This window comes from Fundidesulfovibrio sp. YSD1 (genome assembly GCF_055397115.1).
On sequence record NZ_AP043666.1, the window covers coordinates 1,096,108 to 1,122,571 of the forward strand.

At 68.9% G+C, this 26,464-nt stretch carries 17 protein-coding genes; 8 read left to right on the plus strand and 9 right to left on the minus strand.

Features of this window, described 5'->3' with window-relative positions:
• Positions 1 to 7: 7 nt before the first annotated feature.
• The 4 genes from ACZ5V4_RS05195 to ACZ5V4_RS05210 all read right to left on the minus strand — a co-directional run bounded on the left by ACZ5V4_RS05195 (position 8) and on the right by ACZ5V4_RS05210 (position 6,393).
• The gene (locus ACZ5V4_RS05195) at positions 8 to 1,279 is read right to left on the minus strand and encodes an amidohydrolase family protein (protein WP_464317110.1); all 1,272 of its coding nucleotides are present in this window, start codon (positions 1,277 to 1,279) and stop codon (positions 8 to 10) included.
• Positions 1,276 to 3,843 carry a selenium-dependent xanthine dehydrogenase gene (gene xdh, locus ACZ5V4_RS05200; protein WP_464317111.1) on the minus strand — a complete coding sequence of 856 codons (2,568 nt, stop codon included), beginning with the start codon at positions 3,841 to 3,843 and terminating at the stop codon, positions 1,276 to 1,278. Before xdh ends, ACZ5V4_RS05195 begins: the two co-directional genes overlap by 4 nt.
• A 109-nt stretch (positions 3,844 to 3,952) precedes the next feature.
• Positions 3,953 to 5,149 (minus strand): knotted carbamoyltransferase YgeW, encoded by a 1,197-nt coding sequence (gene ygeW, locus ACZ5V4_RS05205; protein WP_464317112.1) that lies wholly within the window; start codon positions 5,147 to 5,149, stop codon positions 3,953 to 3,955.
• A gap of 29 nt (positions 5,150 to 5,178) precedes the next feature.
• Positions 5,179 to 6,393 (minus strand): YgeY family selenium metabolism-linked hydrolase, encoded by a 1,215-nt coding sequence (locus ACZ5V4_RS05210; RefSeq protein WP_464317113.1) that lies wholly within the window; start codon positions 6,391 to 6,393, stop codon positions 5,179 to 5,181.
• Between the two features lie 318 nt (positions 6,394 to 6,711).
• Between ACZ5V4_RS05210 and ACZ5V4_RS05215 the strand changes: the two genes are divergently transcribed.
• The 3 genes from ACZ5V4_RS05215 to ACZ5V4_RS05225 all read left to right on the plus strand — a co-directional run bounded on the left by ACZ5V4_RS05215 (position 6,712) and on the right by ACZ5V4_RS05225 (position 11,052).
• Positions 6,712 to 8,196 (plus strand): methyl-accepting chemotaxis protein, encoded by a 1,485-nt coding sequence (locus tag ACZ5V4_RS05215; RefSeq protein WP_464317114.1) that lies wholly within the window; start codon positions 6,712 to 6,714, stop codon positions 8,194 to 8,196.
• A 101-nt stretch (positions 8,197 to 8,297) separates the two neighbouring features.
• Entirely contained in the window at positions 8,298 to 10,646 is a 2,349-nt protein-coding gene (locus ACZ5V4_RS05220; RefSeq protein WP_464317115.1) for an ATP-binding protein, read from the plus strand.
• Positions 10,639 to 11,052, plus strand: a complete 414-nt coding sequence (locus ACZ5V4_RS05225) for a response regulator (protein ID WP_464317116.1) — start codon at positions 10,639 to 10,641, stop codon at positions 11,050 to 11,052. Before ACZ5V4_RS05220 ends, ACZ5V4_RS05225 begins: the two co-directional genes overlap by 8 nt.
• Here the strand turns inward: ACZ5V4_RS05225 and ACZ5V4_RS05230 are convergent.
• Both ACZ5V4_RS05230 and ACZ5V4_RS05235 read right to left on the minus strand, forming a co-directional pair.
• A complete protein-coding gene (locus tag ACZ5V4_RS05230; RefSeq protein WP_464317117.1) occupies positions 11,049 to 11,543 on the minus strand; it encodes a 4Fe-4S dicluster domain-containing protein in 495 nt (164 codons plus the stop codon). The genes ACZ5V4_RS05225 and ACZ5V4_RS05230 overlap by 4 nt on opposite strands.
• Positions 11,540 to 12,616 carry an FAD-dependent oxidoreductase gene (locus ACZ5V4_RS05235; protein WP_464317118.1) on the minus strand — a complete coding sequence of 359 codons (1,077 nt, stop codon included), beginning with the start codon at positions 12,614 to 12,616 and terminating at the stop codon, positions 11,540 to 11,542. Before ACZ5V4_RS05235 ends, ACZ5V4_RS05230 begins: the two co-directional genes overlap by 4 nt.
• 192 nt (positions 12,617 to 12,808) lie before the next feature.
• On the opposite strand from ACZ5V4_RS05235, the gene ACZ5V4_RS05240 reads away from it, so the two are divergent.
• Together ACZ5V4_RS05240 and ACZ5V4_RS05245 are read left to right on the plus strand one after the other, a co-directional pair.
• Positions 12,809 to 13,585: an IclR family transcriptional regulator gene (locus tag ACZ5V4_RS05240; RefSeq protein WP_464317119.1), complete on the plus strand. Its 777-nt coding sequence runs from the start codon at positions 12,809 to 12,811 to the stop codon at positions 13,583 to 13,585.
• Positions 13,586 to 13,614: 29 nt separating this feature from the next.
• Positions 13,615 to 15,783 (plus strand): malate synthase G, encoded by a 2,169-nt coding sequence (locus ACZ5V4_RS05245; protein WP_464317120.1) that lies wholly within the window; start codon positions 13,615 to 13,617, stop codon positions 15,781 to 15,783.
• A 77-nt stretch (positions 15,784 to 15,860) separates the two neighbouring features.
• Here the strand turns inward: ACZ5V4_RS05245 and ACZ5V4_RS05250 are convergent, their stop codons facing one another.
• The 3 genes from ACZ5V4_RS05250 to ACZ5V4_RS05260 form a co-directional block, all read right to left on the minus strand.
• Positions 15,861 to 17,672 carry a carbon starvation CstA family protein gene (locus ACZ5V4_RS05250; protein ID WP_464317121.1) on the minus strand — a complete coding sequence of 604 codons (1,812 nt, stop codon included), beginning with the start codon at positions 17,670 to 17,672 and terminating at the stop codon, positions 15,861 to 15,863.
• A gap of 160 nt (positions 17,673 to 17,832) precedes the next feature.
• Positions 17,833 to 19,545, minus strand: coding sequence for a LytS/YhcK type 5TM receptor domain-containing protein (locus ACZ5V4_RS05255; protein ID WP_464317122.1), 1,713 nt, complete (start codon positions 19,543 to 19,545; stop codon positions 17,833 to 17,835).
• Positions 19,542 to 20,348, minus strand: coding sequence for a LytR/AlgR family response regulator transcription factor (locus tag ACZ5V4_RS05260; RefSeq protein ID WP_464317123.1), 807 nt, complete (start codon positions 20,346 to 20,348; stop codon positions 19,542 to 19,544). The genes ACZ5V4_RS05255 and ACZ5V4_RS05260 overlap by 4 nt, the downstream gene beginning before the upstream one ends.
• 145 nt (positions 20,349 to 20,493) lie before the next feature.
• On the opposite strand from ACZ5V4_RS05260, the gene ACZ5V4_RS05265 reads away from it, so the two are divergent.
• The 3 genes from ACZ5V4_RS05265 to ACZ5V4_RS05275 all read left to right on the plus strand — a co-directional run bounded on the left by ACZ5V4_RS05265 (position 20,494) and on the right by ACZ5V4_RS05275 (position 26,437).
• Positions 20,494 to 22,083, plus strand: a complete 1,590-nt coding sequence (locus ACZ5V4_RS05265; RefSeq protein ID WP_464317124.1) for an efflux transporter outer membrane subunit — start codon at positions 20,494 to 20,496, stop codon at positions 22,081 to 22,083.
• A gap of 82 nt (positions 22,084 to 22,165) precedes the next feature.
• The gene (locus ACZ5V4_RS05270; RefSeq protein WP_464317125.1) at positions 22,166 to 23,302 is read left to right on the plus strand and encodes an efflux RND transporter periplasmic adaptor subunit; all 1,137 of its coding nucleotides are present in this window, start codon (positions 22,166 to 22,168) and stop codon (positions 23,300 to 23,302) included.
• A gap of 9 nt (positions 23,303 to 23,311) precedes the next feature.
• The gene (locus ACZ5V4_RS05275; RefSeq protein WP_464317126.1) at positions 23,312 to 26,437 is read left to right on the plus strand and encodes an efflux RND transporter permease subunit; all 3,126 of its coding nucleotides are present in this window, start codon (positions 23,312 to 23,314) and stop codon (positions 26,435 to 26,437) included.
• Positions 26,438 to 26,464 lie beyond the last annotated feature (27 nt).

Below are 26,464 nucleotides of genomic sequence, written 5' to 3' on the forward strand. Positions count from 1 at the left end.
CGGGCCGTCACGCGCTCTCCCCGAGCCTGGCCCAGAGCCTGCGGGCCTGCTCGCGGGCGAAGGCGAGGATTTCGGCCTCGTCCACGCTTGCGAGCCTGCCCTCCTCCACGATCACCCGGCCCCTGGAGATAACGGCGCTGACGTGGCGCGAAGAGAGCCCGTAGGCGAAGTGCCCGGGAAAGTTGCCGGGTGTCACGTCCGTGGGGGAGTCGTAACCAAGCACAACCAGGTTGTTGCCCCCGTCGCCCGGAGCGCCGGTCGCCGCGATGAGCGCGTGCACGGCCCGGAAACGCCGGTACGCGCCGAGCGGCGAGATCCCCTCCGTGCCCTGGCCCGCGAGGTAGGCGGCCTGGGCGCTTCTCAGCATGTCGGAGTGCATGCCGTCGGTGCCGAGCATCACGCGCGGGCCGAAGTCTTTATAACCCGTCAGGCCCACGGCGTTGTTCAGGTTGCTCTCGGTGTTCTGGACCACCCAGGCCCGCGAGTCGCGCACCAGCGCCCGCTCGGAGTCGTCCAGGTGCACGCAGTGGGCCAGGATGGAGCCGGGAAGGTCGAGTACGCCCGCATCCGCCAGCCTGTGGACCACGCGCTTGCCGTGAACGCGCAGGCAGTGCTCCTGGTCGGCCGCGTCCTCGGCCACGTGGATGTGCACGCCCGCTCCGTGGCGCGCGGCCAGCTCCACGGCCTGGGCCAGCACGGAGTCGTCCACGGTGAAGCTGGCGTGCAGGCCCACGTGCCCCTTGCGCCCGGAGGAGAGGTACGCGTCCGTCTCCTCCAGCCCGGCCCGGGCCGTGTCCATGCCGTCGCGGCAACTGATCTCGTAGCAGAGCAGGTGCCCCACCCCTACCCTCTCGAAGGCCCGGGCGATCGTCTCCAGGCTGCCGCGCACGGCGCACGGCGAAGCGTGGTGGTCCACCACGAAGGTCACGCCGTTTTTCGCGCAGGCCACGGCGCAGGCCAGGGCGGACGCCTCGACCATCTCCGGGTCCAGGCGTTTGTCGAGCCGCCACCAGACGTATTCGAGTATCTGCGGGAAGTTCGCGGGAACCTTGGGCGGGGCGGGCATGCCCCTGGCCAGGGAGGAATAGGCGTGGTGGTGGCCGCAGGCGAAGGAGCGCGTGACCAGCCTGCCCTTGCAGTCGAACGTCTTCGCGCCCTGGGGGATGGATGTGACGGGCGCGGCCTGGCCGAAGGCCCCTTCGTCCACGGCCAGGTGCGTGGCGGCCGTGGAGAAATCGGCCGGGTCGAGCCAGAGGGCGTCCTTCAGGTAGAGCGTCATGTCTTTTCCGGGCTTTCGGGTTTCACGAGGGGCAGGCTGCGCCTGGGCTCCCCGTCGAAGCGGTACAAGGCGTTGGCCACGGCCGCGGCCGTTGGGATGCTGCCGATCTCGCCCACGCCCTTGGCCCCGAAGGGCCCTTCCGGGTCCTGGCCTTCGATGAGGATCACCTCGATTTCGGGCACGTCGCCGATCTTGGGCATCCCCAGCGCGGACAGCCTCTCCGAGGCGAGCCGCCCGCCTTCCAGGGGCAGCCTCTCGCTCAGGGCGTAGCCCAGTCCCATGGCCACCCCGCCCTCCACCTGGCCCTCGCACAAAAGCGGGTTGACCACGCGCCCGGCGTCGTGGGCGGCCACCACGCGCTGGACCCTGCCGGAACCGTCCAGGATCGCCAGGTGCGTGGCGAAGCTGTAGGAGGCGTGGCTGCGCACCTCGCCCGGCGGGCCGTCGGCCTGGGTGTCGCCGCAGACGTAGCGGCCCTCGAAGGTTCGGCCCTCGGACGCGGCGAGGTTGTCCAGGGTACCAACCGCGCGAAGAAGCGCAAGCCCCGCGTCGATCACGGCCCTGCCCAGCTGGAACGTGCCCCGGCTGGCCGTGGTGGAGCCGGCCAGCGCTCCGGAGACCGTGTCCGAGCGCACTTCGACCAAGCCCATGTCGGTCAGCCCCAAGGTCTCGCAGAGAATCTGCGCGGCCACGGTGTCCAGGCCCTGGCCCATCTCGGTCCAGCCGTGGTCCAGGCGCACGCGCCCGCCCGGCAGCACGGTCAGGCGCACGCGGCATTCCTCCAGGACGCCCCCGCCGATGCCGGTGTTCTTGATGCCGCAGGCCAGCCCGGCGTGCGGGGCCTCCCTGTAGGCCTCGCGCACGGCCTCCAGGCTCCTGCGCAGCCCGATGCCGCCGCCCAGGCGCTGGCCGCTGGCGGTCAGCCTGCCCTCGTCCAGGGCGTTGTCATATCTGAACTGCCAGGGGTCGAAACCGCCGCGCGCGCAGAGCTCCTCCACCAGGCTCTCCATGGCGAAGGTGACCTGGTTCACGCCGAAGCCGCGCATGGCCCCGGCCGGGATGTTGTTGGTGAACACGGCCCGGGACTCGATGTCCACGCAGGGCACGCAGTAGGCCCCGGTGGCGTGGTTGGCGGCGCGGGCCATCACCGGCCCGCCCAGCGACGCGTACGCCCCGGTGTCGCCTACGATGCGCGCGTGAAGCGCCGTGAGCATGCCGCCCGAGTCGCAGCCCAGGGCGTACTCCATGCGCATGGCGTGGCGCTTGGGGTGGAAGCGCAGAGACTCGGGCCGGGAGAAGCGCACCTTCACCGGGCGGCCCAGAAGGTGCGCGGCCAGGGCGGCGTGGCCCTGGGCCGAGAGGTCCTCCTTGCCGCCGAAGGCCCCGCCCGGGTCCACGCGGGTGACGCGCACCTTTTCGGGATCGAGGCCCAGAAGCGCGGCGATGCCCGAACGGTCGTGCCAGATGCCCTGGGCCTGGCTGTGGACGCGCACCCCGCCGTTCTCCGGCACGGCCACGGAACATTCGGTCTCCAGGAAGCCGTGCTCCACGGCCGGGGTGGTGAACACGCCCCGCGCCACGATGTACGAGCCCGCCAGGGCGTCCTCCACGTCGCCGCGCTTGATGGCCTTGACCGCGAGCACGTTGCCGCCCTCGTGCACGAGGACGTCCTCCTTCAAGGCCTCCAGCGGGTCCGTGACGGGCGTGAGCACCTCGTATTCCACGCCCACGAGCGCGGCCGCAGCGCGGGCCTGGGCCTCGGTCTCGGCCGCCACCAGGGCCAGCACGTCGCCGATGTAGCGGGTGGTCTCGCCCACGGCGATCATCAGCGGCCAGTCCGGGCGGATGATGCCGGACTCGCGCCTGCCCGGGATGTCGGCGGCGGTGAACACGCGGAGCACGCCCGGGGCGGACCGGGCCTTCGTTACATCGATGGACAGCACCCGCGCGCGCGGGTGTTCCGAGAACACCAGCGCGCCGTGCGCCATGCCCGGGAAGGAGAGGTCCGCCGTGAAGGGGGTCTGGCCCAGGGCGCGCTCAACCGCGCCGATCTTGGCGTGGCGTCCGCCCATGCGGGCGTCCCCCGGCAGCACCGGGTCCGTGCCCTCGCGCAGGGCGCGCGCGGCTTCCAGCACGGCGTCCACGATCTTCACGTAGCCGGTGCAGCGGCAGAGGTGGAAGCGCAGGGCCTTGGCCACGGCCTCGCGCGTGGGGGACGGGTTGGAGTCGAGAAGGATCTTCGTCCGGGTGAGAAATCCCGGGGTGCAGAAGCCGCACTGCACCGCGCCCTTGGCCGCGAAGGCCTTGCCCAGGGTCCGGCGCAGGCTCTCGGGAAAGCCCTCGATGGTCACCACGCTCGCGCCCTCGAGTTTGGACATGGGCACGGAGCAGGAGAGCGCGGCCTTGCCGTCTACCTCCACCAGGCAAGCCCCGCAGGAGGCCTGGCCGGAGCAGCCGTCCTTGGGCGAGAGCAGGCCCTGGGTATCGCGCAGCCAGGAGAGCAGGGGCATGGACGGGTCGCCGTGGTGGACGGCGGTGCGCCCGTTGAGGCTCAAGGTGATCATCCGGCTCTCCCTGAAACGCTCCCCGGTGAAACCCGCGAAGCGGAACAAAGTTTTTTGGAAGGGGCGCGGGGGAACCTTTTGTTCACAAAAGGTTCCCCCGCTTCTCTTCCTAAAGCACTCTCCTCTTCCCCTCTTCCAAAAGCGCCTCCAGCGTCCGCGCGGCGTCGCGCTTCTTGGCCAGGAGCATCATGGCCGCGATGACGTAGGGCTTGTAGCTGGCCTGGCGGTAGAGCGGCACTCGGTAGCGGTCGAACACCGAGGCCGCCACCTCGCCCTGCGCGCAGGACACGCCCGTGATGTCCGCCGGGAGGCAGTGCAGGTAGAGCCCGGCCCCGTCGCGGGTGGAGCCCATGAGCTTCTCGGCGCACTCCCAGGACTTGTGCTCGGCGTTCTGGGCCAGCAGGCGCTTCTCCAGGGCCTTGATGCCGTCCCAGTCGCCGCTGGCGTAGAGGTCCGTGCGCTCCTGCATGGCCGCGAAGGGGGCCCAGCTCTTGGGGTAGACCACGTCGGCGTCCTGGAAGGCCTCCTGCATGGACCTGGCCGTGCCGAAAGACCCGCCCGAAGCCCTGGCGTTTCTCGCGGCGACCTCCAGGGTTTCGGGCATGAGTTCGTAGCCCTCGGGGTGGGCCAGGGTCACGTCCATGCCGAAGCGGGTCATGAGCCCGATGACGCCCTGGGGCACGGAGAGCGGCTTGCCGTAGGACGGCGAGTACGCCCAGGACATGGCGATCTTCTTGCCCTTCAGGTTCTCCACGCCCCCGAAGTGGTTGATCAGGTGCAGCATGTCGGCCATGGCCTGGGTGGGGTGGTCGATGTCGCACTGGAGGTTCACCAGCGCGGGGCGCGTTGGCAGCACTCCCTCCTGGTGGCCTTCACGCACGGCCTTTGAAACCTCGCGCATGTAGGCGTTGCCCTTGCCGATGAACATGTCGTCGCGGATGCCTATGACCTCGGCCATGAAGGAGACCATGTTGGCGGTCTCGCGCACGGTCTCGCCGTGGGCGATCTGGGACTTGCCCTCGTCCAGGTCCTGGGGCGTGAGGCCGAGCAGGTTGGCGGCCGAGACGAAGCTGAAGCGGGTGCGCGTGGAGTTGTCGCGGAACACCGAAACGGCGAGCCCGGAGTCGAACACGCGGCAGGAGATGTTCAGCTCGCGCAGCCCGCGCAGGATCTCGGCAGTGAGGAACGTGGCCTCCAGTTCGGGGCGGGACTTTTCCCAGGTGAGCAGGAAGTCCTGGTCGTGCATGCCCGAGAAGTCGAGACGGGCCAGGGACTTGATCAGTTCTTTCACGCGCACGGCGTCCATTGTCTCTCCTTGATGATTTCTTGTGAAGCCTACTTGCGCCCGGCGTAGGCGTGCACGAGGCCCGCGTACATGGCCGCGCAGCGCGCGAGGTCGGCCTTCCAGGTGACCTCGTTGGGCGCGTGGGCCTGGTTCTCCCTGCCCGGGCCGAAGCCCACCACGGGGATGCCGAACAGGCCCATGATGGATACGCCGTTGGTGGAGAAGGTCCACTTGTCCACGCGCGGGGCCTCCCCGAAGAGCTTCGCGTAGGCGTCCACCGCGCTCAGGCAGACCGCGTGGTCCTCGGGCAGGGCCCAGGTGGGGAAGTAGCAGTCCGTGGGGTAGACGAGCCCGGTCCAGGAGGGGCGCTCGTAGGTGTACATGGAGACCCGCGCCCGGTCCCCGGCGGCCTTCACCGAGGGCAGCTCGCGAATCTGGGAGAGCGCCAGCTCCTTGTCCTCGCCCGCTGTCAGGCGGCGGTCGATGGACACCGAACAGCCGTCGGCCACGGCGCAGCGCGAGGGCGAGGAGTAGAAGATCTCGGACACGGTGAGCGAGCCCTTGCCCAGGAAGGGGTCGTCCTTGAGGCGCGGGTGCAGGGCTTCGAGCTCGCCCAGGATTTTGCCCATGCGGAAGATGGCGTTGTCGCCGCGCTCCGGGGCCGAGCCGTGGGCCGAGACGCCCTTCACGTCCAGGCGGATTTCCATGCGCCCGCGCTGGCCCCGGTAGATGCCCCCGTCAGTGGGCTCGGTGCAGCAGACGAACTCGGGTTGAAGCTTGCGCTCGCGGATCAGGTACTGCCAGCACAACCCGTCGCAGTCCTCTTCCTGGACGGTCCCGGCCATGACCACGGTGAAGCCCTCGGGCACGCCGATCTCCTTGAGGATCCTGCCCGCGTAGACCATGGAGGCCATGCCGCCTTCCTGGTCGGACGCGCCGCGCCCGCCGATGGTTTCGGCGTCCTCGAAGCCCTCGAAGGGGTCGAACGTCCAGTTGGAGCGGTTGCCCACGCCCACGGTGTCCACGTGGGCGTCGAAGGCGATCAGGCGCGGGCCGTTTCCGATGAAGCCCAGGACGTTGCCCATGGGGTCTATCTCAACGCGGTCGAAGCCCACGGCCTTCATCTCGGCCTCGATGCGCCGGATCACGCCCTCCTCCTGGCAGGACTCGCTGGGGATGCGGATCATGTCCCGCAAAAAGCGGGTCATGGCCGGGAGGCTTTCTTCGGCCAGGGCGCGCACGCGCCCGGGATCATAGGTGCTCATGGTCTGTCTTCTCCAGGATGCCGGTTGCATCGCCCTTGCCCGCTAGCAAATGAGGGGCCATGTCCCAGACGTTCAGGCCGTTTTTTACTCATGCGATTTCAGATGGTTGCAAAATCAGCGGACTCGCTTCGCGTGAGGCTCCGGCTTCTTGATATGCGAATATTCGCACTTTGAGAAGGCCGCCTCGGAAAACGGCCCACGAGAAAGCGCCGCGCGAATGATAGATGAACCTTTCCAATAATCACGGATTGGCGTAACGTTCGTACCGATGTTCCTGGCCGCGACGTTCCAGGCCGCTAATTTCAAGGAGTGCCTTTCATGCGCAACTTGTCGCTCAAGCTGAAGATCCTGCTCCCGGTGGCCGCGCTGTTCACCCTGGCCTGCCTGATGTTCGCGGCCACGGCCTACGTGTCGCGGGGTCAGAAGGTGGACGGGCTGGTGATCAACCTGGCCGGGCGCGAGCGCATGCTCGTGCAGAAGATGAGCAAGGAGGCCCTGCTCAGGGCGCACGCCCTGGCGGCGGGGAGCCGCACGGACGAACTCGACTCCAGGCTCGTCGCGTCCACGGCGGTCTTCGAGAAATCGCTCGCCGCCCTGGCCCGGGGCGGCGAAGCGCCCGACACCTTGGACCCGGCCGGGCCGTCGGTCCTGCTGCCCGTCCCCTCGGAGCGGGTGCGCGCGCAGTTGGGCGCGGCCGCGAGCGCCTGGGAGGGGTTCAAGCCCTTGCTGGCCCGCGCGGGCCAGGGCGACAAGGAGCAGGACATGGCCGCCTTCCTGACCGCCAGCGAGGCCGTGAACGCGGAGATCAACAAGGCCGTGGCCATCATGCAGGAGGAGTCCGAGGCCCGGGTGACCCAGCTGCTCACGGCACAGGGCAGCCTCGTGGCCGTGGCCCTGGCCCTGGCGGCCATGATCGCCCTGGCAACCTTCCTGACCATCCTGCGCCCGGTGGGCCAGGCTGTGGGCTTCGCCCGGCAGCTGGCCCGGGGCGATTTGACCGGCCGGCTCGACATCGACCAGCGCGACGAGATCGGCATGCTGGTCGGGGCCATGCGCGACATGGCCGCCAGGATCACCGAGGCCGTGTCCGGCATCGTCCATGGGGCCCAGGCCGTGGCCACCGGGGCGGGGGAGCTCTCCGAGGCGGCCGAGAACCTGGCCCAGGGAGCGGCCCGGCAGGCGGCCAACGTGGAAGAGGTCTCCTCCTCGGTGGAGGAGATCTCGTCGAACATCCAGCAGAACGCCCACAACGCCGTGGAGACCGAGGCCACGGCCAAACGCTCGGCCCAGGCGGCGGCCAGCGGCAGCGAGGCCGTGGCCCGCACCGTGGCGGCCATGGAGCAGATCGCCCAGAAGATCAGCATCGTGGAGGAAATCGCCCGCCAGACCAACCTCCTGGCCCTGAACGCGGCCATCGAGGCGGCGCGTGCCGGGACCGAGGGCAAGGGCTTCGCCGTGGTGGCCTCGGAGGTGCGCAAGCTGGCCGAGCGCTCGGGCAAGGCGGCGGCCGAGATATCCACCCTGTCCAAGGGGTCCGTGGACCAGGCCAGGGACGCGGGCGGCATGCTCGAGGCCATGGTCCCGGACATCTCCAGAACCGCCGAGCTGGTCCGGGGGATCTCGCTGGCCTCCCAGGAGCAGAACGCGGGCGCGGAGCTGATCAACACGGCCGTGCAGGGCCTGGACAACATCATACAGCGCAACGCGGCGGCCTCGGAGGAGCTCTCCTCCACGTCCTCGGCGCTCTCGGACCAGGCGGGCATGCTCCTGGACGCGGTGGGCTTCTTCAAGACCGGCGCGTGACCCGCCCGGGCCGGGCAAACCGCTTGATAACGCCCGCACGCTTCGGATAGCGTCCCGGCAGCCCTGCGGCTCACGTCAACTCCAGCAAGGACCCGGATGCATTGATTGCCTTTCACGCGCTTTTCGCCGCATTCGCGGCCTTGCTGCTCGCCTGCGCGCCCTCGAGCGCCGCCAGGGGGCAGGCTGCCGCCCAGTATTCCGAAAGCGTGCTGGTGCTGCACTCCTACCACCCCGGTTTTCCCTGGACCGACGAAATCCAGGCGGGCATCCTCTCGGAATTCCGCCGCCTGGACCCCCACTTCGAGCCCTTCGTGGAATACCTCGACTGGAAACGCTTCCCTGGCCGGGAAAGCATGGAACGCTTCCGCCAGTCCATCGCGGCCAAGCACGCGGGCAAGCGCTTCGGCGTCATCCTCGTCTCGGACAACGCCGCCCTGGACTTCGCCCTGGCCAACCGGGAGAGCCTCTTCGGGGGCGCGCCCATCGTGTTCAGCGGCCTGAACGGCTACCGCGAGGGCATGTTCACGGGCCACGGGGAGGTCTCGGGCATCACCGAGGACCTGGACGTCACCGGCACCGTGGAGGCCATCCTCAAGGTCCTGCCGCGCGCCAGGCGCGTGATCGTGCCCGTGGAGAACACCGAGACGGGCCAGGCCCAGCGCGCCGAGTTCGCCCAGGCCCTGCGCCCCCACCAGGACCGCGTGGAGGCCGTGTTCCTGGACAACCCGACCATCGAGGAGATCTTCGCCTCCTGCGGCGGGGAGAACGCGCGGGACTCGGTGGTGATCCTGGGCTCCTTCGGCCGGGACCGCGCGGGCAGGGTGTTTCCGGATTTCGGCGTGGACCAGCTCTCAAGCGGCTGCGACACGCCAATCTTCGTGCTCTGGGACTTCCTGGTGGGCAAGGGCGCGGTGGGCGGCAGCGTGCTCTCGGGCAAGCTCCAGGGCCGCGAGGCGGCCAAGCTGGCCATCCGGGTGCTGGCCGGAGAAAAGGGCCTCCCGGTCAACCGCACCGCGTCCACCCAGCTCATCTTCGACCAGGCCCAGCTCAAGCGCTTCGGCATACACTCCTCGCTGCTGCCCAAGGGGAGCCTGCTCGTCAACGAGCCGGTGACGATCTTCCAGCGCTACCGGGCCATCCTCCCCGCGCTGCTCTCGGTCATGGTTGTCATGGCCGTGGCCATCGCCGTCCTGTCGGTGAGCATCGCGGCCCGCAGGCGGGCGGAACGCGAACTCGAGAAGACCAAGGCCCTGCTGGCCGCCGCCATCGAGCACAGCCCCGCGGGCATCATGGTGGCCGAAGCCCCGGACGTGAACGTGACCCTGGCCAACCCGGCGGCGCTGCGCATCCTCGGGGTGACCCGGGACCAGGCCGGAAAGCTCGACTTCCTGCACGGCGAAACCCTGCCCTGGCGTTGCTTCTACCCCGACGGCACGCCCTACCGGCCCGACGAACTGGCCTTGACCAGGGCCGTGAGGGAGGCCCGGAGCCTGGACAACGTGGAGATGCGCATCCTGCGCTCCGATGGGCAGGAGTGCTGGGTGATGGTTTCCACGAGCCCCATCCGCGGCCGCCAGGGCGAAGTCGCGGCCGGGATCAGCGTCTTCTCCGACGTGACCGCGCGCAAGCGCATGGAGGAGCTGGTCGTGCAGTCCGAGAAGATGGTCTCGCTGGGCGGGCTCGCCGCCGGGATGGCCCACGAGATCAACAACCCGCTGGGCATCATCGTCCACTCCGCCCAGAACGCCCTGCGCCGCGTGAGCGCGGACCTGCCCGCCAACGAGCACGCCGCCCGGGAAGCGGGCGCCACCCTTCAGGCCGTGCGCGCCTACCTGGAGGCGCGCAGCGTCACCACCTACCTCCAGGACATCATGGACGCCGGGCACCGGGCCTCGCGCATCGTGCGCGGGATGCTGGGCTTCAGCCGCCCGAACTCCACGGAGCGCTCCTGGCTGAAGGTGAACGCGCTGGTGGACAAGGCCCTGGAGCTGGCCAAGGGCGACTACGACCTCAAGCGCAACTACGACGTCCGCAAGATCAGCTTCGTCAAGGAGTACGACCCGGCCGACCCCTCGGGCATGTTCGTGGAGACCGAGATCATCCAGGTGCTCCTGAACATCATCAAGAACGCGGCCCAGGCCACCGGCTCCATGCTCCACCCCGAGGGCTCCCCGCCAATGATCCGCCTGGCCACGGCCCTGGAGGGCGACAGCGTGCGCATCGACGTGGAGGACAACGGGCCGGGCATGGACGAACGCACCTGCAAGCGCATCATGGAGCCCTTCTTCACCACCAAGCAGGTGGGCGAGGGCACTGGGCTCGGGCTCTCGGTGACCTATTTCATCGTCACCAACTCCTACGGCGGGACGCTTTCCGTGTGCTCGGAGCCGGGCAAAGGAGCGACGTTCACCGTGCGCCTGCCCAGGGGGAGGGGGACGGCCAATGGCTGAGACGCGCATCCTCATCGTGGACGACGAGGCCCCGCTGCGCGAAGGCCTGCGCGACGCCTTCGAGGACATGGGCTACGCCGTGGCCACGGCTTCCTGCGCCGAGGACGCGCTGGAAATGCTCCTGCGCGAGCACGTGGACGTGTGCACCGTGGACATCCGCCTGCCGGGCATCTCGGGCAACGAGTTCATAAGGCGCGCGCTGGCCATGCGCCCGCGCCTGAAGTTCCTGATCTACACCGGGTCCTGGGACTACGAGCTGCCCCCGGAGCTCGTCCGTGCCGGGGTGACGGCCGGGGACGTATTCCGAAAGCCCTGCACGGACCTCGCAGAGATGGCCCGGGCCATCGACCGGCTGGCCGCCCGGGGCGAAAGCCGGGAAGACCCCGGCGCGCAAGGGGAATCCTAGTCCGAGCGACCTCGCGGCCGGATGTGCCTGAGCACCCGCTCCTCTGCCTGGCGGGACTCCTCGGTCTCCAGGGCGGCCGCCTCCTCCGCCTCCACGCAGGCCATGGCCCCGCAGGGGCACATCTCCACGCAGGCCGGGGCCATGCCGCGCTGGCGGCGCTCGGCGCACAGGTCGCACTTGGTGAGCATCACGCCCTTGTCCGTCTCGAACACCGCCGCGTACGGGCAGGCCAGCATGCACGCGCGCGTCTCGCAGCCCCGGCACAGAAGCGGCGTGAGCACCACCGCCCCCTGGGCGTCCCGGGCCAGGGCCCCGCGCTTGCACACGCGCACGCAGTTGGGGTCCTCGCAGTGGCGGCAGTACAGGGGCATCATCACACCGTCCACGGTCCGGGTCATCACGATGCGCGGGGTGGAGTGCACGAACCTGCACACGTACTCGCAGGTCTCGCAGCCGATGCACTTCGAATAGTCGACTCGCAGCGTCTTCATGCTCCCTTGCCCCCGAAACGCCGCTCCTCGGCGGCCACCAGCCCGTCGAGGGCGAATTCGTCCAGGCGGTCCTGGGCCTTGAGGTCCAGCCAGTTGGCCAGCGAACGCGCGGCGCGAAGCCCGGAGTAGACCGCCTTGCCGATCTTGCTCGGGCCCGTGAGCGCGTCCCCGGCCACGAACACGTTCTCGATGGCCGTCATGTTCAGCCAGTGGATCTCGCCCTTGCGCACCTCCTCCAGCCCGAGCTCCCTGGCGAAGGGCGGCGTGGCGATCTCCCCGATGGCCGCCACCACCACCTCGGCCTGGACGGTGCGGGCCTCGCCGCAGCAGGCGTACTCCAGCGCCTCGGCGCTCTCCAAGCCCAGCACGCGCGAGGGCGTGGCCTTCTCGATCCACTCCACGCCCATCTCCTTGAGCCGCTCGATCTCGTAGACCCCGCACGGGGCCTCGGCCGCGGTGCGGCGGTAGAGCATGCTCACCCGCGCGGCGCCCAGGTGCACGGCCCCGTGGGCCGCGTCCACGGCGGAATGCCCGGCCCCGACCACGGCCACGGCCCTGCCCTTCACGTCCGGGGCCTTGACCCTGGCCTGGGCGTAGCGCGCGGCCCGGATGGGAAACAGGAACTCGAGCCCGGAGCACACCCCGGCGAGCCCCTCGCCCTCTATGCCCATGCGCCGCGACTTCCAGGACCCGGTGCAGATGATGATGGCGTCGTGGCGCATGACCAGGTCCTTGAGGCCGAGCATCTCCTTGCAGAAATGGTCGCCCTCCTCCTCGAACATGGGGCTCGAGCAGCAGATCTTGGTCTGGGTGTGGAAGACCACGCCGTGCTCGCGCTCCATGCGCCGGGTGGCGGCGTCGATGCGCTCGCGCGGGATGCGGTGGCCCGGGATGCCGAAGAGCATGAGCCCGCCCGGCTTGGGAAGCTTGTCGTAGACCTCCACCTGGAAGCCCAGGCAGGAGAGGTGCCCGGCCGCGGCGAGCCCGGAGGGGCCCGCGCCGATCACGCCGACGCTTCGCCCGTTGGGCGTAGCGGGACCTTTGCAGAGGAAGTTGAAATTCATGGATTGCATGGCAGGCTCCGGGAGACGTCGCCGGGGTGGCGCGCTGGCCTGGAGATACGGCCATGCCGGGCCGAGCGCAAGGGGCGCGAAAAGCCCGTGGCCCACCTTGACGACTTTTGCGGTTCCATCTTATTGTTCCAAAATGCGGGACGTGAATTCCATAATACGGAATGCACAAACATTCCGGCAGGACGTGAAGCAGTGACATCCCTGGACAAAGCCCTCCTGATCCTGGACACGCTCGGCCGCATGGGCCGGGCCGGAGTCAAGGACCTGGGCCGCCTGACGTCCATGCCGCCCTCCACCGTGCACAGGCTGCTGGCCGTGCTGGCGGGCGCGGGCTACGTGCGCCAGGACGCGCGGACCAGGCAGTACCACCTCTCGCTCAAGCTTTTGGAGCTCGGCGCCAAGGTGCGCGCGGACCTGGACCTGGTCTCGGCCGCCGCGCCGCTCATGCACGCGCTCATGGAGCGCAGCGGCGAGACCGTGAACCTGGTGATGTTCGACTCAGGCGAGGCCGTGTACGTGCACCAGGAGGCCAGCACCCGCTCCATGCTGCGCATGTTCACGCGCGTGGGCGCGCGCGTGCCGCTCTACTGCTCCGGCGTGGGCAAGGCCTGGCTGGCCTTGCAGGGCGACGCGGACGCCCTGGCCTATTTCTCCTCCATCACGCCCACGGCGCACACCGCGCGCACCATCGTGGAGCCCGGGGCCTTCCTGGCCGAACTCGCAAGCGTGCGCGAGCGCGGCTACGCCATGGACGACGAAGAGATGGAGGCCGGGGTGCGCTGCGTGGCCGCCCTGGTCTTCCAGGCAGGCGGGACAGTGGCCGGGGCCATGAGCATCTCCGGCCCCGGGGCCAGGCTCACCCGCGAGCGCCTGCCGGAACTGGCCCTGATGCTTAAAAAAACCGCGGCCGAGGCTTCCGCCCTGCTCGGCCACGGCGAGCCGCCCCTCCGGGAAACCCGGACGGCATAGACAACCAACCCCTTGGCAAGGAGCACCCCATGAGTCAACGCGTGAACATCTCCGGCCTCGACGTGTCGAAGCCCCTGGCGGACCTGATCGGCAAGGCCGCCCAGGGAACCGGCGTGGAGCCCGCGGCCTTCTGGAAGTCCCTGGCGGGCATCCTGGACGCCCTCGCGCCCGTGAACCGCGAACTGCTGGCCAAGCGCGACGCCCTCCAGGAGCGTATCGACTCCTGGCACCAGGCCCACGCGGGCAAGCCCATCGACACCGCCGCCTACAAGGCCTTCCTCGCCGAGATCGGCTATCTGCTGCCCGAAGGCCCGGACTTCTCCATCGAAACCGCCAACGTCGACCCCGAGATCGCCACCGTGCCCGGGGCGCAGCTGGTGGTGCCCGTGACCAACGCGCGCTACGCCCTGAACGCGGCCAACGCCCGCTGGGGCAGCCTCTACGACGCGCTCTACGGCACGGACGTGATCCCCGAGACCCCGGCCACGCTCAAGGGCCTGGGCTACAACCCCGCGCGCGGGGCCGAGGTGGTGGCCTACGCCGCCGCCTTCCTGGACAGGACCTTCCCCCTGGAAAAGGGCTCCCACGCAGAGGCCACGGCCTACCGCGTGGAAGGCGGCAAGCTCGTCGTGGCGCTCTCCGGCGGCGGCCAGTCCGGGCTCAAGGACCCGGCGCGCTTCGCGGGCTACTCCGGGTCGCCCGAGCCCTCGGTGGTGCTTCTCGAAAACCACGGCCTGCACGCGGAAATCCGCATCGACCGCGCCCACCCCATCGGCAAGGACCACGCGGCCGGGGTCAAGGACGTGGTCCTGGAAGCGGCCATGACCACCATCCTCGACTGCGAGGACTCCGTGGCCTGCGTGGACGGCGCGGACAAGGCCCAGGCCTACGAGAACATCCTGGGGCTCTTCAAGGGCGACCTCGCGGCCAGCTTCGCCAAGGCGGGCAAGGCCGTGGAACGCCGCCTGAACCCCGACAGGGCCTACTTCGCGCCCGACGGCAAGGCCTTCAGCCTGCCCGGGCGCAGCCTGCTGCTCATCCGCAACGTGGGCCACCTGATGACCACCGGGGCCGTGAAGAAGGACGGGGCCGAGATCCCCGAGGGCATCCTGGACGCCATGGTCACGGGCCTCTTGGCCATCCACGACGTGAAGGGCCTGGGCGCGCTCAGGAACAGCCGCGCCGGGTCGGTCTACATCGTCAAGCCCAAGATGCACGGCCCCGAGGAGGTCGCGTTCACCTGCCGCCTGTTCGGCGCGGTGGAGGACGCCCTGGGCCTGCCCCGCAACACCATGAAGGTGGGCATCATGGACGAGGAGCGGCGCACCACCGTGAACCTCAAGGAGTGCATCCGCCAGGCCAAGGAGCGCCTGATCTTCATCAACACGGGCTTTTTGGACCGCACCGGCGACGAGATCCACACCAGCATGGAGGCCGGGCCCATGGTCTGCAAGGACGACATGCGCAAGGCCCGCTGGATCGCGGCCTACGAGGACTGGAACGTGGACGTGGGCCTGGCCTGCGGCATGCACGGCAAGGCCCAGATCGGCAAGGGCATGTGGGCCAAGCCGGACATGATGGCCGAGATGGTCCAGGTGAAGGTGGGCCACCCCAAGAGCGGGGCCAACACCGCCTGGGTGCCCTCCCCCACCGCCGCCACCCTGCACGCCATGCACTACCACGCCGTGGACGTGATGCAGGTGCAGAAGGGAATGGTCGGCAAACGCCGCGCCTCCGTGGACGACCTGATCGAGATCCCGCTCATGAAGGATCGGCCCTCGCCCGAGGCCGTGCAGCGCGAGCTCGACAACAACGCCCAGGGCATCCTGGGCTACGTGGTGCGCTGGGTGGAGCAGGGCATCGGCTGCTCCAAGGTGCCCGACATCAACGACGTGGGCCTCATGGAGGACCGCGCCACGCTGCGCATCTCCAGCCAGTACCTGGCCAACTGGATCCGCCACGGGGTCTGCACCGAGGCCCAGGTGATGGAGACGCTCAGGCGCATGGCCGCCGTGGTGGACCGCCAGAACGCGGGCGACCCGGCCTACAGGCCCATGGCCCCGGGCTTCGAGGACTCCGTGGCCTTCCAGGCCGCGTGCGACCTGGTGTTCAAGGGCCGCGTGCAGCCCAACGGCTACACCGAGCCCATCCTGCACGCCAGGCGCATCGAGGCCAAGGCCAAGTTCGGCCAGGCCTAGCCTGAACGGGCGGAAGACGAATGAAAAGGCCGCCGGAGCGTCGCTCCGGCGGCCTTTGTATTGGCGGAATGCGCGCCCTACTCGGGCACGACCTCCAGCACGGCCTCGCCGTACTGGTCCGGGACGGTCTTCTGGACCTTCAGGAGCTTCATGCAGCGCTTGAACGCGCCCACGATGACCACGGTCATCAGGCTCATGACCACCACGGCCATCACGCTCAGGAGGTAGAGCTTCTTGGGCAGGAAGTTGTCCACGATGGAGAGGTAGCCCGCCCACATGGTCATGCAGGTCAGGGCCACGCCGGGCACGGCCGTGATCCAGGCGTAGCGCGCCTTGCCCAGGCGGATGATCATCACCGTGCCGATGATCAGGCCCACCGAGGCCAGGAGCTGGTTGGACATGCCAAACAGCGGCCAGATGGTGGAGATGTCGCCCGTGTAGAGCAGGTACCCCCAGGAGAAGGTGAACAGCACCGAGGTGATGGTCACGCCGGGCCACCAGCGCTTGTCGTTGAAGCGGGGGGCCACCTGGCCGATCATCTCCTGCAGGAAGAAGCGGCCCACGCGGGTGCCCGCGTCGATGGCGGTGAGGATGAACACGGCCTCGAACATGATGGCGAAGTGGTACCAGTAGGCAACCAGCTTCTCCATGATCGGGATGGCCGCGAAGATCTGGGCCATGCCCACGGCCAGCGACACCGCGCCGCCGGGGCGGCCCTGGAGCTTCTCGCCCACGGCCGCGGCGATGTCGTTCAGGTGCACGGTGGCCATGCCCAGCTTCTCGAAGGCGGCCGGGGTGGCGTTGATGGCGAAGTAGTCGGCCGGGACCATGGTGCAGGCCGCGATCAGGGCCATGATGGCCACGAAGCCCTCGGTGAGCATGGCGCCGTAACCCACGAAGAGCAGGTTGCGCTCGCTGTCGAGCATCTTGGGGGTGGTGCCCGTGGCGATGATGGCGTGGAAGCCCGAGATCGCGCCGCAGGCGATGGTGATGAACAGGAACGGGAACACCGGGCCGCCGATCACCGGGCCGCCGCCGGAGGCGAACCTGGTCACGGCCTCCATCTGGAGGTCGGGGCGCACCCAGAGGATGCCGAAGGCCAGCATGGCCACGGTGCCGATCTTCAGGTACGTGGAGAGGTAATCGCGCGGGCACAGAAGCAGCCACACCGGCAGGATGGAGGCGGCCACGCCGTAGATGGGCACGGCCAGCGACAGCGCGGGCTTGGAGAGCGTGAACACGGCGGCCAGGGCCGGGATCTCGGTGATCCAGTGCCCGCCGATGACGGCGCCCGCCAGCAGGGCCACGCCCATGATGGAGGCGCCCTTCACGTCGCCCGGGCGGATGTACTGGAGGTACAGGCCCATGAACACGGCGATGGGGATGGTGGCGAACACGGTGAAGGTGGCCCAGGCGCTGTCGTGCATGGCGTTGACGCAGGCGATGGAGAGCCCGGCCAGGGTCAGGATGAGGATGAAGAGCACGGCGAAGGAGGCGATGGAGCCGGTGAACTTGTCCACTTCCTGGGTGGCGATGTAGGCCAGGCTCTGGCCCTTGTGGCGCACCGAGGCGAAGAGCACCACCAGGTCGTGCACGGCCCCGGCGAGCACGCAGCCCACCAGGATCCACAGCGCGCCCGGCATGTAGCCGAACTGGGCGGCCAGCACGGGTCCGAGCAGCGGCCCGGCAGCGGCGATGGCCGCGAAGTGGTGCCCGAAGAGCACGTATTTGTTCGTTGAGACGTAGTCCACTCCGTCGGCCATCTTCAGGGCCGGGGTCAGGCGGGCCTCGTTCGCTCCCAGCACCTTCCTGGCTATGAACAAGCCGTAGAAGCGGTAGCCGATGGCGAAGACGCACAGCGCCGCGAATACCAGTGTCAGCGCGTTCATGGTTTTCCTCCTCCGAGATGTTGGATCGTGCTTCGCACGCCTTTTCGCGCGGGGGCAACGAAGCGCGCGCGAAAGGGAGGATCGCGGGGCTGAAGCGTCGAACAGGGGGGATGAAGAGCGCAAAGCGCGGACGCCCGAAGAGGGCGCCCGCGGCCTTCTCTTACTGCGGGATGCGAAGCGAGATGCTGGTGCCCTCGCCGGGGGCGCTGGCCACGATCATGCCGTAGTCCGGGCCGTAGAGCTGCACCAGGCGCTGGTTGGAGTTGCGCGCGCCGATGCCCTCGCAGAGCGAATCGCACGTCCCCTGGCCTGAGATGGCCCGCACCTGGCGCTCGTCCATGCCCGCGCCGTCGTCGTGCACCTCCACGAGCAGATGCCCGTTCTCGCGCCAGGCGCACAGGCGCACCACCCCGCCCTGCTCCCTGGGCAGGACGCCGTGGCGCACGGCGTTCTCCACCAGGGGCTGGATGATCAGCGGCGGCACCAGGCACTCCTCGGCCCCGGGGCCGAGGTCGATCTCGGCGCGCACGCGCTCGCCGAAGCGGGCCTGCTCGATGGCCAGGTAGGCCCGGGTCTGCTCCACCTCCTCGCTCAGGCGGATGAGCCCCCGGCTGGAGTCCAGGTTGCGGCGCATGTAGCGCGAGAGGTCCAGCAGAAGCTCGCGGGCCTGGGCCGGGGCGGTGCGGCAGAAGCTCGCGATGGTGTTCAGCGAGTTGAACAGGAAGTGCGGGTTGATCTGGGCCTGGAGCCGCCTGATCTCTGCGTGGGCCAGAAGCTGGTTCTTGATGCCGATGTCCTCGAGCTCGAGCTGGGTGGAGAACAGGTCCGCCAGGCCCTTGGCCAGTTCGAAGAGGGTTTCGTCCAGGGGCCTGCGCGCCGTGCCGTAGAGCTTCAGGCAGCCCAGTATCTCCGGGCCCTTGCGCAGGGGCACGATGATGGCTTCGGCCAGGGGGCAGCCGCGCTCCGGGCAGGAGATGTGCCCCTTCTCCTGCAGGAAAAGCGGCTCGCCGGTCTCCAGCACGCGCTGCGTGGCCTTTGTGAGCACCTGGCCGCCGCCCACATGGTGGTCCTCCCCGGCCCCGACGTGCGCCAGGATGGTCTGGCCGTAGGTGACGCCCACGGCCGCCACCTGGGCCTCCTGCATGATGATGGCCGCCGTGGCCTTGGCCGAGGCCTCGGTGAGGCCCGCGCGCAGGTGGCCCACGGTCTGGTTGGCGATGGAGAGGATCTGCCGGGCCAGGTCGCGGTTCTGGGCCTGGCGGAAGCTCATCTGCAGGGCCAGTGCCTTGACGAAGAGCGCCGCGCCCAGGGAGTTGAACACGATCATGGGCAGGGCGATCACGCGCACCAGGGCCAGGGCGTCCTCGAAGGGGTGCGAAAAGAGGAGCACCAGCCCCATGTGCAGGGTCTCGCCCGCAAGGCACAGGCCCATGGCCAGGCGCCAGTCCAGGCTGCCCGCGCCCACGCGCCTGGCCACCAGCCCGGCGGCCGCGCCCTCCAGCATGGTGGCCAGCCCGCACGGCAGGGCCGAGAACCCGCCGATGTCGATGAGGTAGCGGTGCGCCCCGGCGATGAAGCCAACGCCGAAGCCCACGCCCGGCCCGCCGAAGAGCCCGGCCGTGATCACCACCATGGCCCTAAGGTTGGCGAAGGACTTGAACACCGCGTTGCCCGTGTAGGTCCCGAGCACCCCGAAGAGCCCGAACATCACCACCAGGAGCACGTTGGCCCAGAAGGGCCTGTCGCGCCGGGGCCCCAGCTTGTCGATGGAGGTCACGGTCATGATGGCGAAGCCGCCAGCCAGCAAGAGCCCGAAGCGTTGCGAGAGGTTCAGGAAAAGGTCCGGCACGTCCGGAGCGAAGAGAATGTTCATATGCCGAGCCTCGATTTGAACTCCCGGACCCGGTTGCGGCTCACGGTGACCTCGGTGCGGTCCGGGTCGTTCAGGGTGACGGTGTACTTGCCCCCGAACCAGGGGGCGAATTCGCCGATGCGCTCCAGGTTGATGAGCTGGGAGCGGTTGGCCTGGAAGAAGGGCAGCCCGGCCAGGCGTTCGCAGGCCCTGGCCAGCGCGCCCAGGCCGTGGCAGGGCAGCCGGCCCTGGTCGGTCAAGGCCACCAGGCGCTTCTCCTCGGCCTCGATCATGGCCACGCGCGAAAGCGGGATCAGGCTGATGCGCCCGCCGTGCTCCACGGCCAGGCGCTGCAAGGGCTTCGCGCGCCCCACGGAGGAGAGGATGCGCTCCACGGCCTCGCGCAGCGGCCCTTCGCCCGCCTCCTGGGCGTGGCCGTGGGCGGCCTCGTGCGCGGACGCGCCCAGGAGTCTGCGCACGCGCTCCAGGCTCTTGGAGAGCCTGTCGGGCGAGACGGGCTTCAGCAGGTAGTCCGCGGCGTTCTCCTCGAAGGCGCGGATGGCGTGCTGGTCGAAGGCCGTGACGAAGACGAACACGGGCGGATGCTCCAGGGCCTGGGCCTCGGAGAGCACGAAGAAGCCGTCCTGGCCGGGCATCTGGATGTCCTGGAAGACGACGTCCGGGCGGCGCGAGAGGATGTGCTCCAGGGCTTCCTGGGCGTTGGCGGCCCAGGAGGCCTCCACGTCGGGGTGCTCCTCCAGCAGGTAGGCGAGCTCGTCCCGGGCCGGGGCCTCGTCGTCCACGATGAGAGCGCGAATGGTCATGCGGGCCTCCAGCGCCCTGCTAATGCCCGCCGGCCAGCCTGTAAAGCCCGCCCCCCCCACACAGGGAACGCGAATATTTCATTTGCCTTGCACCACTATTGCCATGCTATGGAAATTCCAACCTCTTACGCAAACCGGACGCTCAATGAGACGAACCACGCTTCCCCCGCTGCTGCTGGCGGCCGCCCTGACGTTCCTGTGCGGCTGCATGAAGGTCGGTCCGGATTTCATGAAGCCCTCGGCGGCGTCCCCGCCCGCCTGGCTCACGGCCGAGTACTCCCAGGCCCGCTCCGACCTGCCCGTGTCCGAGGACTGGTGGAAGCAGCTGAACGACCCGGCCCTGGACAAGCTCGTGGCCCTGTCGCGCGCCCAGAACATCCCCCTGCACGTGGCCGGGGTGCGCATCCTGGAGGCCCGGGCCCAGTTGGGCATCTCGGTGGGCAACATGTACCCGCAGACCCAGCAGGCCGCCGGGGCCTACACCTACACCGACGCCAGCCGCCGCAACCCCTCGGCCCCGCAGCCGGACCAGCAGGCGGGCGTGCAGTTCCAGTACTGGCAGAACTCCGCCGGGTTCAACGCCGCCTGGGAGCTGGACTTCTGGGGCAAGTACCGCCGGGCCGTGGAGTCCTCGGGCGCGGCCCTGGCCGCCAGCGTGGCCGACTACGACAACGCCCTGGTCTCCCTGGCCTCGGACGTGGCCAGCACCTACGTGCTCATCCGCGTGAGCGAGGAACGCCTGCGCATCGCCGACGAGAACGCCAGGCTCCAGCGCGAGGCCCTCAACATCGCCGACATCCGCTTCCGCCTGGGCGCCACCAGCGAGCGCGACGTGATGCAGGCCAAGACCCTGCTCGAATCCACCCTGGCGCGCATCCCGCAACTCACGAACTCGCTCCAGAAGGCCCGGCACGCGCTCTCTGCGCTCCTGGGGATGCCGCCCTCGGACCTGAGGGACCTTTTGGGACAGGCCTCGGCCATCCCGGTGTGCCCTGCAACGCTCGGCGTGGGCATCCCCGCGGACATGCTGCGCCGCCGCCCGGACGTGCGCGCTGCCGAATTCAACGCGGCGGCCCAGTGCGCGCGCATCGGCGTGGCCAAGGCCGACCTCTTCCCGTCGCTCACGCTCACGGGCAACGTGGGCTGGCTCTCCAGCAACGTGGGGGCCTTCTCCCTGGCGGACATCCTCACGCCCCAGAGCTTCACCGCTTCCTTCACCCCGTCAGTGACCTGGAACCTCTTCAACTACGGGCGCATCGTGAACAACGTCCGGCTCCAGGACGCCAAGTTCGAGCAGTCCCTGCTCTCCTACCGCAACGCGGTGCTCACGGCGCTCAAGGAGGCCGAGGACGGGCTCTCCGACTTCCAGCAGAACCGCGCTCGCGCGGCCGAGCTGACCCTGGCCGCCGAGTCCGCCAAGCGCGGGGCCGAGCTGGCCTTCCTCCAGTACCGCGAGGGCAAGACCGACTTCACCACCGTGATCGTGGCCCAGCAGGACCAGCTCACCCAGCAGGACGCCCTGGCCGTGGCCCAGGGCGACATCGTGCTGGGCATGGTCGGCCTGTACCGGGCCCTGGGCGGCGGCTGGGAGAACCGGCCCGACCAGCCCGTTCCGGCGGAGATCAAGGACGAGATGAAGAAGCGTACCTGGTGGGGGCCCATGATCAACGAGGGCCCGGCCAGGCAGGAAGACCCGGCCAAGGCCGGACCAGGGCGTTATCTTCCCGACTTTTAATGGCTTTCCAAGGCGTACCGGCAGCGGCCAGGACAGGCAACGAACGCGGCCCGCGAGCCGCCCACCCAGAAGGACGATCCGCATGCTCCATTCCGTGAAGCGCAAGGCCCTCGCCGTGGCGGCCCTTGTTCTGGCCCTGGCCCTGACCGCCGCCTGCGACAGACGCAACGCCTACGTCCCGCCCCCGCCGCCCAAGGTCACGGTGGCCAAGCCCGTGCGCCAGCCCGTGGTGGACTACATCGAATTCACCGGCAACACCCAGGCCGTCCAGACCGTGAACCTGACCGCGCGCGTGGAGGGCTTCCTGCAGAAGATCCAGTTCACCGACGGCCAGCTGGTCAAGAACGGCCAGCCGCTCTTCGTCATCGAGCCCGCGCCCTACAAGGCCAAGGTGGACAAGGCCCGCGCCGACGTGGACGCCCAGAAGGCCCGCCTGGTCCAGGCGGAGAAGGAGTTCGCGCGCGCCCAGAAGCTCTTCGCGGAAAAGGCCGGGCCGGACACCGAGGTGGTCAAGTGGCAGCGCGAGCGCGACTCGGCCAAGGCCGACCTCGAGGCCGCCAAGGCCCAGCTGGACATCGCCCAGATAAACTACGGCTACACCCAGGTGAGCGCGCCCTTCGACGGCCGCGTCAGCCGCCGCATGGTGGACCTGGGCAACCTGGTGGGCGCGGGCGGGCAGGCCACCACCCTGGCCACGGTGATCAAGGATGACCCCATCTACGCCTACTTCACCCTCTCCGAGCGCGACCTCCTGCGCGTGATCAGCATGCACGCGGGCAAGGAGGCCGAGCGCGAGAACCGCACCCACAACCTGGAAATGGGGCTTTCCGACCAGCAGGGCTACCCGGTCAAGGGCAAGTTCGACTACTACGACCTGGGCGTGGACCCGCAGACCGGCACCATCCTCCTGCGGGGCGTGTTCGACAACCCCGACGGCAAGATCCTCCCGGGGCTCTTCGTGCGCCTGCGCGCGCCCCTGGAGACCAGGGACGCCCTCACCGTGCCCGAGACGGCCGTGGGCGTCGGGCAGGTGGGCCACTACGTGCTCACCGTGGACGACAAGAACATGGTTTCCGCCGTTCCCGTGGTGGTGGCCCAGGCCGTCAACGGCCTGCGGGTGATCGACAAGGGGCTCTCCGGCAACGAGCGCGTGGTGGTGGACGGGTTGCAGCGGGCCAGGCCCGGGGCCGCCGTCACCCCCGAGGACGCCAAGAAATAGGTCCGCGCCATGTTCTCCAAATTCTTCATCGAACGCCCGGTCCTGGCCAACGTCATCGCCATCATCATGATGCTTCTCGGGGCCGTGGCGCTCCTCAAGCTGCCCGTGGCCCAATACCCGGAGATCACCCCGCCCACGGTGCAGGTGACCACGGCCTACCCGGGCGCGAGCCCCGAGGTCATCGCCGAGACGGTCGCGGCTCCGCTGGAGCAACAGATCAACGGCGTGGAGAACATGCTCTACATGTCCTCCAAGTCCACCTCGGACGGCACCTACACCCTCACCGTGACCTTCGAGGTCGGCACCGACCTGGACATCGCCACCGTGCTCGTCCAGAACCGGGCCAACATCGCCGTGCCCCGCCTGCCCCAGGACGTGCAGCGCCAGGGCCTGACCATCCAGAAGCAGTCCACGGCCATCCTGCTGGTGGCCACCCTCGAATCCCCGAGCGGGGCCTTCGACGACCTCTTCCTCTCCAACTACGCCATCCTGAACATCAAGGACGAGCTCACGCGCATCAACGGCGTGGGCGCGGTGAACATCGTCGGCGCGGACGAATACGGCATGCGCGTCTGGCTGAACCCGGGCAAGCTCAAGTCGCTCACCCTCTCGGCCACGGACGTGGTCAACGCCATCTCCAACCAGAACGTCCAGGTGGCCTCGGGCCAGCTGGGCCAGCCGCCCATCCCGTCGGACCAGCCCTTCCAGCTGACCATCCAGACCCAGGGCCGCCTGCAGGACGTGGAGCAGTTCGAGGACATCATCGTCAAATCGGAGTTCGACCAGTCCGGCAAGGTGGTGCGCCTCAAGGACGTGGCCCGCGTGGAGCTCGGGGCCAAGACCTACAGCCTCTTCGGCCAGAAGAACGGCAAGCCCGCGGCCTGCATCCCCGTGTACCTGCTGCCCGGGGCCAACGCGCTCCAGGTGGCGGAGCTGGTGCGCGTCAAGATGGCCGAGCTCTCGGCCAACTTCCCGCCCGGGCTCGAATACTCCATCCCCTTCGACACCACGCGCTTCGTGGACAAGGCCATCGAGCAGGTCTACCACACGCTCTTCGAGGCCGCCGTGCTGGTGCTCGTGGTCATCATGCTCTTCCTGCAGAACTGGCGGGCCATGCTGGTCCCGGCAACCACCGTGCCGGTGACGATCCTGGGCGCGTTCGTGGCCATGTCCATGTTCGGGTTCTCGGTGAACCTGATCACGCTCTTCGGCATCATCCTGGCCATCGGCATCGTGGTGGACGACGCCATCATCGTGGTGGAAGGGGCCATGCACCACATGGAGCACGGCAAGAACTCCCACGACGCCGCCGTGCAGGCCATGGCCGAACTGTTCGGCCCGATCATCGGCATCACCCTGGTGCTCACGGCCGTGTTCGTGCCCACGGCCTTCCTGCCCGGCATCTCCGGCCAACTCTACCGCCAGTTCGCCCTGGTCATCGCCTCCACGGCCGTGATCTCGGCCATCAACGCGGCCACGCTCAAGCCCACGCAGTGCGCGCTGTGGCTGAGGCCCCGCACCACCCCGCCGGGGGCCTTCTTCCGGGGCTTCAACGCCGTCTACCAGAAGGTGGAGCACTTCTACGAGCGCTGCGTGCACTTCACCACCGGGCACGCCAAGGTCATGATGATCGTCTACGCCGGGCTCATCGCGGCCACGGCGTGGTTCTTCGCCAACCTGCCCACGGGCTTTTTGCCCGAGGAGGACCAGGGCTACTGCATCGTCAGCGCCCAGCTGCCGCCCGGCGCTTCGCTCGCGCGCACGGAGCAGTACGTGGACAAGGTCAACGAGGTCATCGGCAAGACCCCGGGCGTGGCCGACTGGGTCACGTTCGGCGGCATGTCCATCCTGGACAACTCCAACCAGGCCAACGCCGTGGCCTGCTTCGTGATCTACAAGGACTGGAGCAAGCGCGGCAAGGACGAGACGCAGGCCGCCATCGTGGCCAACATCCAGCGGGAACTGGCCCAGTTCCAGGAAGCCATGGCCTTCGTGTTCATCCCCCCGGCCATCCAGGGCCTGGGCCAGTCCGGCGGCTTCGAGATGGTGGTGCAGGACAAGGGCAACCTGGGCACCAGGGCGCTGGAGCAGGCCGTGCGCGACATGATCGCGGCGGGGCGCGCCCAGTCCGGCCTGGCCGGGCTCTCGGCCACGTACAACGCCTCCACGCCCCAGGTCTGGGCGGACGTGAACCGCACCCAGGCCATGACCTACGGCGTGCAGATCCCCAACTTGTTCAACACGTTGCAGACCTACCTGGGCTCGGCCTACGTCAACGACTTCAACATCTTCGGGCGCGTCTACCAGGTGCGCGTGCAGGCCGAGTCCGCTTTCAGGCTCAAGGCCGACGACATCCGCAGGCTGGAGACCCCCAACGCCCAGGGCAAGATGGTGCCGCTCGGGGCCATGGTCTCCGTGAAGGACATCCTGGGCACGCCCATCCTCACGCGCTACAACCTCTACACCGGGGCCTCCATCTACGGCGGAGCCGCGCCGGGCTTCAGCTCGGGCGAGGCGCTCAAGCTCATGGAGGAGATGGCCAAGGACAAACTGCCCGCGTCCATGGGCTTTGAATGGAGCAGCATGAGCTACCAGGAGAAACGGGTGGGCAACGAGGCCTACTACGTGTTCCTGCTGGCCGTGACGCTCGTCTTCCTGGTGCTGGCGGCCCAGTACGAGAGCTGGTTCTTGCCCACGTCGGTGATCCTGGTGGTGCCGCTGGCGCTTCTGGGCACGGCCGTGGCCGTGACCATAAGGGGCATGGAGAACAACCTCTACACCCAGATCGGCGTGGTGCTGCTGATCGCCCTGGCGTCCAAGAACGCGATCCTCATCGTGGAATTCGCGCGCGAGCTGCGCATGGGGGGCAAGTCCATCAGGGACGCGGCGGTGGAGGCGGCAAGGCTTCGCTTCAGGCCCATCCTGATGACGAGCTTCGCCTTCATCCTGGGCGTGGTGCCCCTGCTCACGGCCTCGGGCGCGGGCGGGGCCAGCCAGCGGGCCGTGGGCACGGCCGTGTTCGGCGGCATGATCGCCTCCACGGTGCTGGCCGTGCTGGTGGTGCCGGTGTTCTACGTGGTGGTGCAGGGGATCATCGAGGGCAAAGGCAAGAAGGGGGAGGCGCCCGTCAAGTAAGGGCGAGACGCGGCCGCCGCCCGGGAA

Coding starts and splice junctions, on each gene's coding strand:
- ACZ5V4_RS05195 (WP_464317110.1), bottom strand. CDS start 1,279: ATGACGCTCTACCTGAAGGACGCCCTCTGGCTCGACCCGGCCGATTTC.
- xdh (WP_464317111.1), bottom strand. CDS start 3,843: ATGATCACCTTGAGCCTCAACGGGCGCACCGCCGTCCACCACGGCGAC.
- ygeW (WP_464317112.1), bottom strand. CDS start 5,149: ATGGACGCCGTGCGCGTGAAAGAACTGATCAAGTCCCTGGCCCGTCTC.
- ACZ5V4_RS05210 (WP_464317113.1), bottom strand. CDS start 6,393: ATGAGCACCTATGATCCCGGGCGCGTGCGCGCCCTGGCCGAAGAAAGC.
- ACZ5V4_RS05215 (WP_464317114.1), top strand. CDS start 6,712: ATGCGCAACTTGTCGCTCAAGCTGAAGATCCTGCTCCCGGTGGCCGCG.
- ACZ5V4_RS05225 (WP_464317116.1), top strand. CDS start 10,639: ATGGCTGAGACGCGCATCCTCATCGTGGACGACGAGGCCCCGCTGCGC.
- ACZ5V4_RS05230 (WP_464317117.1), bottom strand. CDS start 11,543: ATGAAGACGCTGCGAGTCGACTATTCGAAGTGCATCGGCTGCGAGACC.
- ACZ5V4_RS05235 (WP_464317118.1), bottom strand. CDS start 12,616: ATGCAATCCATGAATTTCAACTTCCTCTGCAAAGGTCCCGCTACGCCC.
- ACZ5V4_RS05245 (WP_464317120.1), top strand. CDS start 13,615: ATGAGTCAACGCGTGAACATCTCCGGCCTCGACGTGTCGAAGCCCCTG.
- ACZ5V4_RS05250 (WP_464317121.1), bottom strand. CDS start 17,672: ATGAACGCGCTGACACTGGTATTCGCGGCGCTGTGCGTCTTCGCCATC.
- ACZ5V4_RS05255 (WP_464317122.1), bottom strand. CDS start 19,545: ATGAACATTCTCTTCGCTCCGGACGTGCCGGACCTTTTCCTGAACCTC.
- ACZ5V4_RS05260 (WP_464317123.1), bottom strand. CDS start 20,348: ATGACCATTCGCGCTCTCATCGTGGACGACGAGGCCCCGGCCCGGGAC.
- ACZ5V4_RS05265 (WP_464317124.1), top strand. CDS start 20,494: ATGAGACGAACCACGCTTCCCCCGCTGCTGCTGGCGGCCGCCCTGACG.
- ACZ5V4_RS05270 (WP_464317125.1), top strand. CDS start 22,166: ATGCTCCATTCCGTGAAGCGCAAGGCCCTCGCCGTGGCGGCCCTTGTT.
- ACZ5V4_RS05275 (WP_464317126.1), top strand. CDS start 23,312: ATGTTCTCCAAATTCTTCATCGAACGCCCGGTCCTGGCCAACGTCATC.